Here is a 14,270-nt window from a genome sequence, read left to right on the forward strand (position 1 = left end):
GACAGGTCGCCGAGGCGCTGCAGTCGGTCGGTGTCCCGGCCGGGCCGATGAATCGTCCGCCCGATGTCTTAGAAGACCCGCAACTGCGCGATCGAAATTTGTTCAGCGACATGGATCATCCACTGTTCGACCATCCGCTGCCGGCCGAGACCGGACCGGCGCCGTTTCGACACATTCCGCCGGCACCGCAACGCCCCGCGCCGATGCCGGGGCAGGACACCCGCGAAATCTGTCTGAAGGTCCTCGGCATGAGCAGCGAGGAAATCGAGCAATTGATCCACGAAGGGGTGCTGTTCGCATCCACCGAAACCGCGGAAGGTCACACGTGATGCCCGTCAACCCGAGAACGCCGGTGCTGGTCGCGCACGGCCAGGTAAACCACCGCGAGGCGGCCCCGGACACCACGCTCGAGCCGGTCGATTTGATGGTCGCGGCCGCGCGCGAAGCGGCCGACGCCCGAGTGCTGGAGTCCATCGACTCGATCCGGGTGGTCAACCTGCTGTCGGTGTATTACCGAGACCCTGCTCTGCTGCTGGGCCAACGCCTCGGCGTCAAAAATTTCACCAGCAAATACAGCGGCATCGGCGGCAACGTCCCGCAGACACTGGTCAACCGCGCCTGCGTGGACATCCAGCAGGGACGCGCCGACGTGATCCTGGTGGCCGGCGCAGAAATGTGGCGGACCCGCACCCACTTGCGAAAGCAAGGGCTGCGGCTGAACGCCACCGAGCAGGACAACTCGATTCCACAGCCCGAAGGCAGCGACGAGAACGTGCCGATGGCCGGGGAATCCGAAATCCGCATCAAGCTCGACCGCCCGGCGTACATCTACCCGATGTTCGAGCAATCGCTGCGTGTGAGCACGGGGGAGTCGGTCGACGATCACCGCCGTCGTGTCGGCGAGCTGTGGGCGCGATTCAGCGAGGTCGCGGCGCGCAACCCGAACGCGTGGATCCGCGAACCAGCTGCTGCGCAAGAGATCTCACAGCCGAGCCCATCGAACCGGATGATCAGCTGGCCCTACACCAAACTGATGAACTCCAACAACATGGTCGACCAGGGGGCCGCGTTGATCTTGACGTCGGTGGCGGCCGCCAGCCGGCTGGGGATCCCGTCGGAGCGTTGGGTGTATCCGTACGCGGGCACCGACGCACACGACACCTACTCGATCAGCGAGCGCGCCGAGTTGCACCGATCGCCCGCCATCCGGATCGGCGGGGCGCGGGCGCTGGCTTTGGCCGGCTTCGGCATCGACGACATGGACTATGTCGACCTGTATTCCTGCTTCCCGTCCGCGGTGCAGGTGGCGGCCAGCGAACTGGGACTGCCGGTGGACGACCCGTCCCGTCCGCTGACCGTGACGGGCGGGCTCACGTTCGCCGGTGGTCCGTGGAACAACTACGTCGCGCACTCGATCGCCACGATGGCCCGGCTCTTGACCGACAACCCGGGCCGGCGCGGGCTGGTCACCGCCAACGGCGGCTACCTGACCAAGCACAGCTTCGGCGTCTACGGCAGCGAGCCGCCGACGACCGACTTTCGCTGGGAGGACGTACAGTCCGACGTCGACCGTGAACCGACCCGCACCGCCGCGGTGGAATGGGAAGGCGTGGGCACCGTCGAAGCCTGGACGACGCCGTTCGATCGGGAGGGCCGGCCAGAGAAGGCCTTTATCGCGGTCCGCACCCCCGACGAACGGCGCACGCTGGCGTTGATCACCGACCCGGAGATGGCCGCGGCGACCGTGAACGAGGACATCGGTGGCGCCAAGGTCACGGTCGTCGGCGATGGCTCGGCAACATTGCAATGAGTTAACGGGGCCGGCTCGAAGCTACCTGTAGCTGCGCCGCGCGACTATTGTTTGGTAATCAACTAAACGCCGTGGAGGTGCTCGGGCGTGCGGATTCTGCTGACCGACGTCACCGGGATGCTGGGGCGCGACCTGGCCCGGCAGTTGACTGCGGCGGGCCACGCGGTTACTGCCGTCGCCGCCCGCCCGCCCGAGAAGCTGCATCCCGCCGTCGAGTTCGTGCCTGCCCCGCTCGCAGACCCGATGCTGCAGCAGCTGGCCGACGCGGCCGATGTGGTGTTACACCTCGCTCCAATCGAGCCTGGGGCACCCGGCAGCGCCGGGATCGACGGTCTGGTCCGGGTAGCGGACGCGTCGGCCCGCTCGGGCGCCCGCTTGATCTACGTGTCCGCTGCTGCGGGTGACCACGCACTCTGCGAGCAGGCCGAGACGCTGGTGGCCAGCGGGTGGGCGCCGAGCCTGGTGGTGCGCGTCGCGCCGCTGCTGGGCCGTCAGCTGGACTGGATGATCTGCCGTACCGTCGTCAATCTCGTGCGCGGCACGTCGGCGGCTGCCCCGGTACGGGTGTTGCACTTCGACGACCTACTTCGCTTTCTGGTGCTCGCCGTGGCAACCAATCGCACCGGAGCGGTCGATTTGGCCAGTCCCGGCGCTGTCGACGTGGCCGCCGCACGCAGCACGATGCGATCCGCTGGGCAGCGCCCGCTGCTCGCCCGCCTGCCCAGCTGGCCGGAGCTGACGCCGCATTTGGACATCGCCGGGCTGAACGAGGAATGGAAGTTCGAATTCGCTTGGCACACCAGCGATGCCATCGCCGATACCGAGCGCGGACTGGTCGGCCGCAGACTCACCGCCACCGGCGCAGCGGAGCTACCCGGACGCCGCCCACTACCTGTCGATGCTGCTTTGCCGGCCGAGCCGTCGGATGGGACACCGCTACGGTCGGCCTGGCCGGACGAGCAGGACGGTGAATTCGACGACCGGGTGGATCCGCGTTTTCCGGTGTTCAGCGCGGCCCCGCTGGCCCAGACCCTGCCCGGCCCACTTTCCCCGATGACTCTCGATGTCCAATTGCCCGGCTTACGTGCCGCGGCGCGGATGATCAGTCCACTGCTGGCATGCGGTGACATCGTTGCCGCCGAATGGGATAGCAGGGCCATCGCGGTGTTCGCCCACCGCCCCTATGTCGGCGTGTCGGCCGGCGTGCTTGCCGCAGAGCGGCTGCCCGGCTGGGATGTTGACGGCATGGTCCGAGATTCGCTGGGCGACATGATGCTCGAGCTGTTTCCGCTCGGCCGTCCGCCGCAGAGCGGGCGGCTTGGCTCGGCCGCCGCGAAGGCCGTGGTGGTCAAACGCGCGCTGGCGCTGTTGCGGCATCTGAAGGCGGACACCCAGTTGTATCTGGCCGCCGCCACCGCCGAGCACCTGCCTGCGTCGCAGCTGAATTCGCTGCCAGACGCCCACCTGCAGGCCCGGGTCCGCCTGCTGCGCGACCGAATCCACCAGGGGTGGGCTTTGACCGGTCTGTGGCTGATCGACAGCGGAGTCACCGCCGCGACGGTGCAGCGCGGTGGTGTCGACATCAGCGTCGCGGGTCTGGGCGCGTTACTGGACAGCGCTGCCGTCGCGGCCAGGACCTCGGCGCTCGCGGCACTGATCCGCGACGACTTGCCGTTGTGCGCGCGGGCAATCGACGGTGATCTCGAAGGCATCAGCGCACAGTCGCCGCCCGTCGGGGCCCGCTTCACCGCCGCGGTCCACGAAATCGGGCACCGCGGCCCGGGTGAGGTCGAGCTGGCCAACTTGATGATCGGTGACGATCCGGCGATCCTGCTGTCCGCGGCCGGGCGCGAAGCCACCGAACTTCCTCGGCGGGTGCCGTCGACCGAACCCGACGCCAAGCTGGCCGAACGGTTGGCCGCCAGCGCCCGCGCCTCCCGGGAAACGGCGTACGACACCACCATCCGTTACACACACGAGCTGCGAATGACATTGCGCGAGCTAGGGTCTCGGCTCGCTTCCGCCGAGCTCATCGATGTTGCGGGGGAGATCTTCTATCTCACCTGCGACGAGGCCGTCACCGTGCCCACCGACGCCCGCTTACGCGTCAAGCGTCGCCGTGCAGAGCGAGAGCGTTTCCAGGGATCGTGCCTTCCCGACGTCATCAGGGTCAGCTGATCGCCTCGCTCAGCGGCACGTGCGGGTCGGCGAGCTTGTCCGGATCCGCGGGCCCCTTCTTGCGGATCAGGCTCTTGATGTCATCGAGGGCATCCCAGATGTTGACCTGCATGCCGGCCAGCACCCGGTTTTCGCTGTCGAGCCAGAACGCGATGAACTCCCCGTCGGCGTTGTCGCCGCGGAACACCACCCGCTGGTAGTTAGGTGCGTGACCGGCGTATTCCATGCCCAGGTCGTATTGGTCGGTGAAAAAGTATGGCAACTCGTGGTATTCACCCGGCTCGCCGAGCATGCCGGCCACCGCGACGTCGGGCTGTTTGAGCGCGTTGGCCCAGTGTTCGGTGCGGATACGCGTCCCGAACAGCGGGTGTTCGGCGGCGGCGATGTCGCCGACCGCGTAGATGTCGGGGTCGGCCGAACGCAACGATGCGTCGACGCGCACCCCACCGTCTTCGGTGGAAAGGCCTGCGCGCTCGGCTAATTCGATGTTGGGCTGGGCGCCGACCGCGATCAGTACACGGTCAGCGGAGACGATCGATCCGTCGCCCAACTCCAGGCCGGTGGCGTGGCCGTCCTCGGTGGGGATCTGCCTTACTTCGGTCTCCAAACGCAGGTCCACACCGTGGTCACGATGCAGCTGAGCGAACACCTTGCCGACTTCCTCGCCGACCGCGGCGCCCAACGGCACTTTCGCGGTCTCGACAACAGTGACGTTGACGCCGCGCTGGCGCGCGCTCGCCGCCACCTCGAGCCCGATCCAGCCGGCCCCGACAACGGCCAACGATGAACCCGGTTTCAGTGCGGTGTTCAGGTTGGACGCGTCGTCGAATGTACGCAGGTAGTGGACACCGGTGGAATCGGCACCCGGAATCGACGACCACCGGGGCCGCGAACCGGTCGCAAGGAGCAGTTTGTCGTAGTGAACGGTGGTGTCGTCGGACAGCGTGACGATATGAGCGGACGGATCGATTGCCATCGCCTCGGTGTCGGTGCGCAAGCCGATCTTGTTCTCGCGGTACCACTTTGCGTCGTGCACGGTGAAATCGCTGAGCGCTTTCTCACCGGCCAGAAAGTCCTTCGACAGTGGTGGTCGCTCATAGGGCAAGTGGTGCTCGTTGGCGAGCAACACGACTTTCCCGTCGAAGCCCTTCTCCCGCATCGCCTCAGCGGCCTTGGCTCCGCCCAGCCCGCCGCCGATGATGACGAATGTTTTCGAATCAGCCACGATCGCTCCTACCGCTTGTGCTGGTGCATCACCGGGGGCGTACCCGCGCGCCGGGTTCGCAAACGTCGTGGTTACTTCGGTGGTAGCCCACGCGCGCAGGCGGCGCCGCGGCTCACCCAGCTGGTCAGTTGGCGCTTGGTCCTGACGCCGTCGGCATGGACGCGGATCCACCCGCGAGTTTCGCGTCCGGCCATCACCATCGGGCTGACGTACGTTTGGGCCAAGAGCTTTTCGGTGTCGTCGGGCGGCACGCGGACCATCAGGCCGCCCTGACCGCTGACGGCCACCGACATGTTGCCGTTGATCAGGAACGCCAGGCCACCGAACATCCGCATCTCGTCGACACCGGGTATCGGGCCGAGCACTTCGCGGATACGGTCGGCGAGATCGGTGTCGTAGGCCATGGACAACGGTAACGCCGTCGACCGCCCCTCGGTAGCGACAACCTTCCGGGGCCGCGGGCGTCGAAGATCAGGCGGCGGCGGTCATCGACTGCGGGGTCGGTTCCAGTGCCTGGGCCACGATCTCGGCGACGTCGGTCATCGGCTTGACAACCAACGCCCCGAGCACCTCGGCGGGTACATCGTCGAGGTCGGGCTCGTTGCGTTGCGGGATGAACACCGTCTTGAGCCCGGCCCCCTGCGCGGCCAGCAACTTCTGCTTGACGCCGCCGATCGGCAACACCCGGCCGTTCAGCGTCACCTCACCGGTCATCCCGACATCGGCACGCACCTGCCGTCCGGTGGCCATCGACACCAGCGCGGTCACCATCGTCACACCGGCCGACGGCCCGTCCTTCGGGACGGCGCCGGCAGGCACGTGGACATGAATCCGCCGGTTCAGCACGGCAGGGTCGACGCCTAATTCCGCTGCGTGCGAGCGCACGTAGGACAGCGCGATCTGCGCGGACTCCTTCATCACGTCACCCAGCTGGCCGGTCAACTGCAAGCTCGGCTCGCCGTCATTGGCGCCCGCTTCGATGTAGAGCACGTCACCACCCAACCCGGTCACCGCCAGGCCGGTGGCCACGCCCGGCACCGCCGTGCGTTCGGCCGACTCGGGCGTGAAGCGCGGGCGGCCAAGGTAGCCGACCAAATCCGGCTCGTCGATCGTCAGCGCGTCGTCAGCGATCTTGGTGGTCACCTTGCGCAGCGCCTTGGCCAGGAGCCGTTCGAACTGCCGCATGCCCGGCTCGCGGGTGTAGTCGGCGGCGATCTTGCGCAACGCGGCTTCGGTCACGCTGACCTCGTCATCGGCCAGCCCAGCCCGGTCACGTTGCCGCGGCAACAGGAAGTCGCGCGCGATGGCGACCTTGTCGTCCTCGGTGTAGCCGTCGATCTGCACCTGCTCCATCCGGTCCAGCAGCGCCGACGGAATGTTCTCGATCACGTTGGCGGTCGCCAGGAACACCACGTCGGACAGGTCCAGATCCAGGTCCAGGTAGTGGTCACGGAACGTGTGGTTCTGCGCCGGGTCGAGGACCTCGAGCAGCGCCGCACTCGGGTCGCCGCGGTAGTCCGAACCGACCTTGTCGATTTCGTCCAGCAGCACAACGGGATTCATCGACCCCGCCTCGCCGATGGCACGCACGATGCGGCCCGGCAGGGCACCCACATAGGTGCGACGGTGACCGCGGATCTCGGCCTCGTCGCGCACGCCACCGAGGGCGACCCGGACGAACTTGCGGCCTAGCGCGCGGGCGACGCTCTCACCCAGCGAGGTCTTGCCGACCCCGGGCGGACCGGCCAGCACCATTACCGCACCGGAGCCGCGACCGCCGACGACCTGCAGACCCCGTTGCGCACGACGGGCCCGCACCGCCAGGTACTCGACGATGCGGTCTTTGACGTCGTCCAGGCCGTGGTGATCGGCGTCGAGGATCTCGCGGGCGGCCTCCAGGTCGGTCGAGTCCTCGGTGCGGGTGTTCCACGGCAGATCGAGCACGGTGTCGAGCCAGGTGCGGATCCAGCCACCTTCGGGGCTCTGCTCGCTGGAGCGCTCCAACCTGCCGACCTCGCGCAGCGCCGCCTCGCGGACCTTGTCCGGCAGGTCGGCCGCCTCGACGCGGTTCCGGTAGTCGGCCACCCCTCCTGACCCGTCGGTTCCCTCCTCGCCCAGTTCTTTGCGGATCGCCGCCAACTGTTGGCGCAGCAGGAATTCCTTCTGCTGCTTTTCCATGCCTTCGCGGACGTCTCCGGCGATCTTGTCGTTGACCTCGACTTCGGCCAGGTGGTCGCCGGTCCACTCGATCAGCGATTGCAGCCGCCCGGCGACGTCTTCGGTCTCCAGCAGCTGACGCTTCTGCACGTTGGTCAGATATGACGCGTACCCGGCCATGTCGGCCAGCGCCGACGGGTCGGTCAGCTTGTTGACCACGTCGACGAGCTCCCAGGCTTCGCGGCGTTGCAGCATCGCCAGCAACAGCTTCTTGTATTCGGTTGCGAGGGTTCGGGTTTCGTCTGTGGGCTCGGCGTCGGCAACCTCGGTCACCTCGACCCACAGCGCGGCACCCGGTCCGCTCGCACCTGCGCCGATGTGGGCGCGGCGCTCGCCACGCACGACCGCCGCGAGGCCGCCGCCCGGCATCCGGCCGACCTGGACGATCGTCGCCAGCACGCCGTAGGACGGGTAGCGGTCGTCAAGCCGGGGGGCGATCAGCAGCGTCCCCGATTCGGTCGCGCGGGCAGCGTCGACCGCAGCGCGGGCGGCGTCGTCCAGTGCGATCGGCACGACCATTCCGGGCAACACCACCGGGTCGCTGACGAACAACACCGGCACTGAGGTGGCTTCAGCCATCATTCCTCCACAATTAAGCCTGTTGCACTCAACCTGGACCCAGTCCAATTCATTCCCGCGAACTGGCGCAGTATCCGCACAGCAAGTCGCCGTTGCATTACCGAATCAGCCGCTAATCGGCTAACTTCTCTGGGGCAGTTCAACTCAGAAAAGGCCAGCGCAAAGGTGGAGCGCCCGGATGACACCCGGCACCGGCGATAAGACGACCGTTACCAGCGAAGACGCGCGAGTGGCTCGTACCCGCGCGGACGTCTCGCGGGCGGCGCTTAAGGTGCTCACCGTCGAGGGCTCCGACGCCGTCACGCACGCCCGCGTGGCCGAATTGGCCGGATATTCCAAGACGACGCTCTACACACATTGGCCCTCGCGGGTCGAATTGATTGCGCTGGGACTGGATGCGCTGGGCGACCTGCCACATCACGAGCGCAGCGGCGATCTGCGCGATGACCTGGTCGGCGAATTGCAGGCCTTTCGGGGCGGCATCACCGACATGAGGCTCGACCGCATCCTGACCGGGATGGCGCAGTGGGCGTCGGTCGACGAGATGCGGGAGACCCGGGACAAAATCAACAGCTCCGGCCAGGGGCCGCTGCGGGCGATGCTCGCCGACGTGCTCGACGGCGCCGAGCTCGAGGCTGCCGTGTCCATGCTGACCGGTGTGGTGGCATGCCCGTCGATCATGTTCGGCATGCTGCCCGACGACGACGTCGTCGCGGCGGCCGTCGACATCGTGTTGCGCAGCGCGGCGACAAACAACGCGCCGAAGCGCTCCTGAACCTCGGGCGACGCCGTCGCAGCGCCGTCGAACCGGCGTTGAGCTGTGCGAACGGGCAGGCCAAAGCCACGAAAGCGTCCTGCGATGCGCGTAGATTCACCTGTCATGTTCTGCGGACACGCGACTCTGATGCAGACCACCCCGCGGGTGAAGTCGGTGTTCGGGGCGACGGCGGGTGCTTCGCTGCTGCTGGTCGCGGCGATCACAGTACTGCCCGGACCCGCGAAGGTGCCCGCCGCGGCGGCCATCCTGGTCGGTTTCATCACGATCTATCCGCGCGCCCTGTCATGCGCACTGGTAGCGCACCGCCCCGCCGTTGATCTGTATGTCGATCAGCACGGCGTCTATGCCGACGACGCACCGCTTGCGCTGCGCGCAGACATCGAGAACGCCTACATCAGGCCGGCGCTGGATGCCCACCGTAGTCGCCCCACGAACTACGGCAGCGCAGTAACGACCGACGACCACCTGGATCTGTCGTCGTACCCGCTGACCGTCGAACTTCAAGTCCGCCACCGGGGCCAGGTCAACATCGACCCCGGCGGTCAGGGCCCGGCAGCGGAGATCTTGACCGCTCTCGGCTTTCCGGTTACCACCTGTGCGCCCAGGTACCGAGCCCAAACCAACGGTCAGCGGACGGCGTCGGCGGTGCTTGTTGCGCTCTTTGTGGTCGCCTACGCCACCTACTACCTGGTCATGTCGACTCACCACTGACCACCGGCACCAGCCGGCGCAACTGAGTGACGTGCGTGGGGGCCAACTCCTCGAGGCAGCCGACGCCGAGCAGCTTCATGGTGCGGAGTAGTTGCGCGGAAAGGATGTCGACAGCTCGGCGCACGCCGGCCTCGCCGCCGGCCATCAGCCCGTACAGGTACGCCCGGCCGATCAGGACGCCGCGCGCGCCCAGCGCGATCGAGGCGACAATGTCAGCGCCGGACATCACGCCGGTGTCGACCAGGATTTCGGTGTCAGCTCCGAGCTCGCGCGCGACGACGGGTAGCAAATGGAACGGCACCGGCGCCCGATCCAGCTGGCGGCCACCGTGATTGGACAGCACGATGCCGTCGACGCCGAGATTCACCACGGCTGCTGCGTCCTCGAGGGTCTGGATACCTTTGACGACGAGCTTGCCCGGCCATTGCGCTTTGATCCAGACGAGGTCGTCGAACGTCAGGGTGGGATCGAACATCGAATCCAGATATTCACCGACGGTGCCCGACCAGCGATCCAGCGATGCGAACGAGAGCGGTTCGGTGGTCAGCAAGTCGATCCACCAACGCGGCCGCAGCGCGGCGTCGAGCGCGGTCCGCAAGGTCAACGCCGGCGGTATCGACATCCCGTTGCGAACATCGCGCAGGCGGGCGCCGGCAACCGGCACGTCGACGGTGACCAGCAGGGTGTCAAAACCAGCGTCGGCGGCCCGCTTCACCAACGCCATCGACCGCTCCCGATCCCGCCACATATATAGCTGAAACCACTTGCGGCCCTGCGGCGCAGCGGCCGCCACCTCCTCGATCGACGCGGTCCCCAGCGTCGACAGCGAAAACGGGATACCGGTCTTCGCCGCGACCCGCACACCGGCGAGTTCACCGTCGGTGTGCATCAAGCGGGTGAAACCTGTCGGCGCGATGACGAACGGTAGCGCCACCGAAGCACCGAGCACCGGCCAATCGGCGCGGACACGGCTCACGTCGCGCAGGATCGACGGGTGAAACTCGATGTCACGAAAGGCTTGTCGAGCGCGCTGGATCGATATCTCGTCTTCGGCAGCACCGTCGGCGTAGTCGAACGCCGCCCTGGGCGTGCGGCGCTTCGCGAGTCGCCGCAGGTCGTCGATAGTCAGCGCGTCATCGAGGCGACGCTGAACTCGGTCAAGCCGCGGCGCACGAAAACGGATCAGCGGCGCGAGATCACGTGCTTTCGGCATCCGCCGTTTGACCACGGTGCCACCGTAAGGCATATGGAGTCTGCAAGCGAGCCGTTCGACCGGTGACACCTTCTATCAGACCGGCCGCAGAATCCGCCAACCGTGCGGCTCGACCGCCGCCGTGTCGACCACCTCGGATGGCGGCGCGCCGCTGCCGGCGATGACCTCCGCCGAGCCGGCATCGAGCCGGATCCGCAACGGCTCATCGTCGATGTTGAGTGCGACGATCAGCGCCTGGTCGCCGTGGCGGGTCTGGTAAACGTAGTGCCGGTTATCCAGCCGCAGCGCCGACGTCGACGCGGTATGCAGCCACGGATGCCGTCGGCGTAGACCGATCAGGTATTGATGCAGCGACCAGGTCTGCATCTCGCGTGCATCGAGTACGGCTGGGGGAGAGCCGAATTCAGGACGTACGGCGTCGTCGCCGCCGAACCGTTCCTCCTTGATGCCGCGGTACCCGAATTCGTCGCCGGCATAGATGCTCGGCACTCCGCCGACCGTCATCAAGACCACGAGCGCGTGGGCGAGATGCTCCGGGTGATCGAGTTGGCTGGCGATGCGCGTGACATCGTGGTTGCCAACGAAAGTCAATGGCGCAAAAACCTTCTGCACCTCGTTATGGCGCTGCAGCGCATGATCCAGCTCGAAGAAATTGCCGTCGTTGAGACCACTCCAGATCGCCTTCCACAACTCGTACTGAGTGGCCGAGTCGAACCCGCTATCGCCGACGACCGCGGCGTAGTCGCCGTGAATGAGTTCGCCGACAAACCACGCTTCCGGATGGGCATCGCGAACTCGCCCCAACACTGAATTCCAGAAATGTTGCGGCACAGCGTAAGCGGCGTCCAGCCGCCAGCCGTCGGCTCCACGTCCCAGCCAGTGGGACATCACGTCGGCGGTGTACTCGACGACCTCCGGGTTGTCGTGGTTGAGGGTGGGCAGGCCGTCATGGCCTTCGAAGGTGTGAAACCGTCCCGGCCGGCCGCGGAACCACCGCGCCGCCGCATCGTCGTGCGCCGCGTCGCGGTAACGCGGGAAGTCGACGCCGACGTGGTTGAACACCCCGTCCAGCAGCACCCGCAACCCGCGCCGCCGCGCCTCGGCGATCAGGTGGTCGAAGTCGTCGTCATCACCGAGGCGGGGGTCGATGCGGTAGTGGTCGGTGGTGTCGTAGCCGTGGGTGCGTGCGGCGAAGATCGGCCCGAGCGCGATGCCGGAGGCGCCCAGTTCTATCGCGTGGTCGAACCATGCGACGAGGCGCCGCAGCCGGTGCTGGTGCGCGTCCGGGGCGGCGGGGGCCGGAAATGCGCCCACGAAACCCAGCGGGTAGACGTGCCACCAGATCACGTGCTCGACCCAGGCCGGCTCGCTCACCGGGCCCGCCCGCTACCCGGTGGCCGCCAACGTGTGCGCGGTCGAGATCGCTTGGGCGACACCGGCGACGATCGCGGCGGCCTTCAGCGCCTCCAGGACCGCTTCACGCCCGACGCCGGCCTCCCGCAGCACGTGCTCGTGGGAGCTGACGCAGTGCTCACATCCGTTGATCGACGACACGGCGAACGACCACAGTTCGAAGTTGGCCTTCTCGACCCCCGGGTTGCCGATGATGTTCATCCGCAACCCGGCACGCAGGTCGTCGTATTTGCCGTCCAGAAAACCGCGACCGCGGTAGAACACGTTGTTCATGCCCATGATCGACGCGGCACCCAATGCCGCCTGATACGCGTCAGCGGACAATTCGTCGGCCGCCTCAGCGCCAATCTCGGTCAGCACCTGGGCATTTCGCGTTGCCGCCGCACTGGCCAACAAGGTGCCCCACAACTGCTCGGTGTCGAGCACGGTGGTGCGGCTGATGGAGCCGAGGTTGAGCTTGAGGTCCTTGGCGTATTCCGGCAGTGACTCTTTGAGGTTGTCGAGACTCATCAGGTCCTCCGATCAGGCCGATGCCTTCAGCAGCTCTCCGGCGTCCAGCGTGGGGTCGCCTTTACGCCAGTTGCAGGCGCAAAGCTCGTCTGACTGCAGTGCGTCGAGCACGCGCAGCACCTCGTCGACGTTGCGGCCCACCGATCCGGCGGTCACCGACACGAACTGGATTTCGTTGTTCGGGTCGACAATGTAGGTGACACGGTCGGCGACGCCGTCTTTGTTCAGCGCGCCGGTGGCCTCCACCAGTTCCCGCTTGAGGTCCGAAAGCATCGGGAAGGGCAGCTTTTTTAGGTCGTCGTGCTGGGCACGCCACTGGAAGTGCACGAACTCGTTGTCGACGGAGACGCCGAGAACCTGGGCATCGCGGTCGATGAACTCGTCGTTGAGCTTGCCGAAGGCGGCGATTTCCGTGGGGCAGACAAAGGTGAAGTCCTTGGGCCAGAAGAACACGACCCGCCATTTGCCCGCGAAGTCGTCGCTGGAGATGGTGGTGAAGTAGTCCTCGGGCTGCTGAGCGTCGACCTTGGAGAGGTCTCCACCGATCAACGCCGTCAGCGTGTAGGCCGGGAACTGGTCGCCGATTGTCAACAATGCCATGTCGCTCCTCCAGTCAAATTGGATTTAGTCAAAATACCTGCTGCCACCATCTTGCCCGACCCACACTTTAAATGAAAGGTGATATTTCCCACTATACTGATAGGTATGACCGATAAGACTTATCAGCCGACGATAGCCGGACTACGCGCGTTCGTAGCAGTTGCCGAGAAGCGCCATTTCGGCAGCGCCGCAACAACTCTCGGGATCAGCCAGTCGACTTTGTCGCAAGCGCTCTCGGCCTTGGAGGCGGGCCTCGGCGTCAAGTTGGTGGAGCGGTCTACCCGACGGGTACTTCTAACGACCGAGGGCAGCGCGCTGCTATCCCAGGCCCAGGCCGTGATCGACGCGGCGACGGCGTTCACCGCGGCGGCCGCCGGGTCCACCGATCCGCTGCGGGGCACCATCCGGCTGGGACTGATTCCCACGGTGGCGCCCTATGTGTTGCCGACGTTGCTCGCCGGTCTCGGCGATCGACTGCCGGGGTTGTCGTTACGCGTGATCGAGGACCAGACCGAACGGCTGCTGACCGGGTTGCGCGAGGGGTCGGTGGACGCGGCACTGATCGCGTTGCCGGCCGAAGCCGCCGGCATGAGCGAGATCCCGCTGTACGACGAAGATTTCGTGCTGGCGCTGCCATCCGGCCATCCGCTGGCCGGCAAGAAGCGGGTGCCGCCGGCGGCGCTCGCCGAGTTGCCGTTGCTACTGCTCGACGAGGGACACTGCCTACGAGATCAGGCACTCGACATCTGTCGCAAAGCCGGTGTGCACGCCGAACTGGCCAACACTCGGGCTGCGTCATTGGCCACCGCCGTGCAGTGCGTCGCCGGCGGGCTGGGCGTGACGTTGATTCCGCAGAGCGCGGTGCCCGTCGAGACCAAACGCAGCCGACTGGACCTGGCGTATTTCGCCGTGCCCCGGCCCGGCCGTCGCATCGGCTTGGTGTTCCGCGCATCCAGCGGACGCGAAGGCCCCTACCGGCAGCTCGCCGGGTTGATCAGCGAACTGCTCGTCGCCGACCAGCGAGTTCGTCCGGTGG

General features: G+C 66.6%; 13 protein-coding genes. 6 read left to right on the plus strand and 7 right to left on the minus strand.

Annotation, left to right across the window (positions count from 1 at the left end; translation table 11 throughout):
- The 3 genes from AC2VOG_RS12570 to AC2VOG_RS12580 form a co-directional block, all read left to right on the plus strand.
- Positions 1 to 329: CoA transferase (locus tag AC2VOG_RS12570; protein WP_486940228.1), on the plus strand; the 329-nt coding region annotated here is incomplete at its 5' end.
- Positions 329 to 1,810 (plus strand): acetyl-CoA acetyltransferase, encoded by a 1,482-nt coding sequence (locus tag AC2VOG_RS12575; protein WP_486940229.1) that lies wholly within the window; start codon positions 329 to 331, stop codon positions 1,808 to 1,810. The genes AC2VOG_RS12570 and AC2VOG_RS12575, both read left to right, overlap by 1 nt.
- 87 nt (positions 1,811 to 1,897) lie before the next feature.
- On the plus strand, positions 1,898 to 3,988 hold the full coding sequence (locus AC2VOG_RS12580; RefSeq protein ID WP_486940230.1) for an NAD-dependent epimerase/dehydratase family protein: 2,091 nt from the start codon (positions 1,898 to 1,900) through the stop codon (positions 3,986 to 3,988).
- On the opposite strand, the gene AC2VOG_RS12585 is transcribed toward AC2VOG_RS12580, so the two are convergent.
- The 3 genes from AC2VOG_RS12585 to lon all read right to left on the minus strand — a co-directional run bounded on the left by AC2VOG_RS12585 (position 3,981) and on the right by lon (position 8,009).
- Positions 3,981 to 5,213: an NAD(P)/FAD-dependent oxidoreductase gene (locus AC2VOG_RS12585; protein WP_486940231.1), complete on the minus strand. Its 1,233-nt coding sequence runs from the start codon at positions 5,211 to 5,213 to the stop codon at positions 3,981 to 3,983. The two genes, AC2VOG_RS12580 and AC2VOG_RS12585, sit on opposite strands and share 8 nt — an antisense overlap.
- 71 nt (positions 5,214 to 5,284) lie before the next feature.
- Positions 5,285 to 5,617, minus strand: a complete 333-nt coding sequence (locus AC2VOG_RS12590) for a TfoX/Sxy family protein (protein ID WP_486940232.1) — start codon at positions 5,615 to 5,617, stop codon at positions 5,285 to 5,287.
- Positions 5,618 to 5,684: 67 nt separating this feature from the next.
- Entirely contained in the window at positions 5,685 to 8,009 is a 2,325-nt protein-coding gene (lon, locus tag AC2VOG_RS12595) for an endopeptidase La (RefSeq protein WP_486940233.1), read from the minus strand.
- A gap of 178 nt (positions 8,010 to 8,187) precedes the next feature.
- Here lon and AC2VOG_RS12600 point away from each other — a divergent pair, with 178 nt between their 5' ends.
- Positions 8,188 to 8,784 (plus strand): TetR/AcrR family transcriptional regulator, encoded by a 597-nt coding sequence (locus AC2VOG_RS12600; RefSeq protein ID WP_486940234.1) that lies wholly within the window; start codon positions 8,188 to 8,190, stop codon positions 8,782 to 8,784.
- 129 nt (positions 8,785 to 8,913) lie between these two features.
- Positions 8,914 to 9,498 carry a hypothetical protein gene (locus AC2VOG_RS12605; protein ID WP_486940235.1) on the plus strand — a complete coding sequence of 195 codons (585 nt, stop codon included), beginning with the start codon at positions 8,914 to 8,916 and terminating at the stop codon, positions 9,496 to 9,498.
- On the opposite strand, the gene AC2VOG_RS12610 is transcribed toward AC2VOG_RS12605, so the two are convergent.
- The 4 genes from AC2VOG_RS12610 to AC2VOG_RS12625 form a co-directional block, all read right to left on the minus strand.
- Positions 9,479 to 10,711 (minus strand): alpha-hydroxy acid oxidase, encoded by a 1,233-nt coding sequence (locus tag AC2VOG_RS12610; RefSeq protein ID WP_486940240.1) that lies wholly within the window; start codon positions 10,709 to 10,711, stop codon positions 9,479 to 9,481. The two genes, AC2VOG_RS12605 and AC2VOG_RS12610, sit on opposite strands and share 20 nt — an antisense overlap.
- 75 nt (positions 10,712 to 10,786) lie before the next feature.
- Positions 10,787 to 12,085 (minus strand): alpha-amylase family glycosyl hydrolase, encoded by a 1,299-nt coding sequence (locus AC2VOG_RS12615; protein WP_486940236.1) that lies wholly within the window; start codon positions 12,083 to 12,085, stop codon positions 10,787 to 10,789.
- Positions 12,086 to 12,097: 12 nt separating this feature from the next.
- Positions 12,098 to 12,634, minus strand: coding sequence for an alkyl hydroperoxide reductase (locus AC2VOG_RS12620; RefSeq protein ID WP_486940237.1), 537 nt, complete (start codon positions 12,632 to 12,634; stop codon positions 12,098 to 12,100).
- A 12-nt stretch (positions 12,635 to 12,646) separates the two neighbouring features.
- Positions 12,647 to 13,234: a peroxiredoxin gene (locus AC2VOG_RS12625; protein ID WP_486940238.1), complete on the minus strand. Its 588-nt coding sequence runs from the start codon at positions 13,232 to 13,234 to the stop codon at positions 12,647 to 12,649.
- Positions 13,235 to 13,339: 105 nt separating this feature from the next.
- On the opposite strand from AC2VOG_RS12625, the gene AC2VOG_RS12630 reads away from it, so the two are divergent.
- Positions 13,340 to 14,270: hydrogen peroxide-inducible genes activator (locus AC2VOG_RS12630; RefSeq protein WP_486940239.1), on the plus strand; the 931-nt coding region annotated here is incomplete at its 3' end.

The sequence above is a fragment of the Mycobacterium sp. TH-M11 genome, assembly GCF_057473725.1.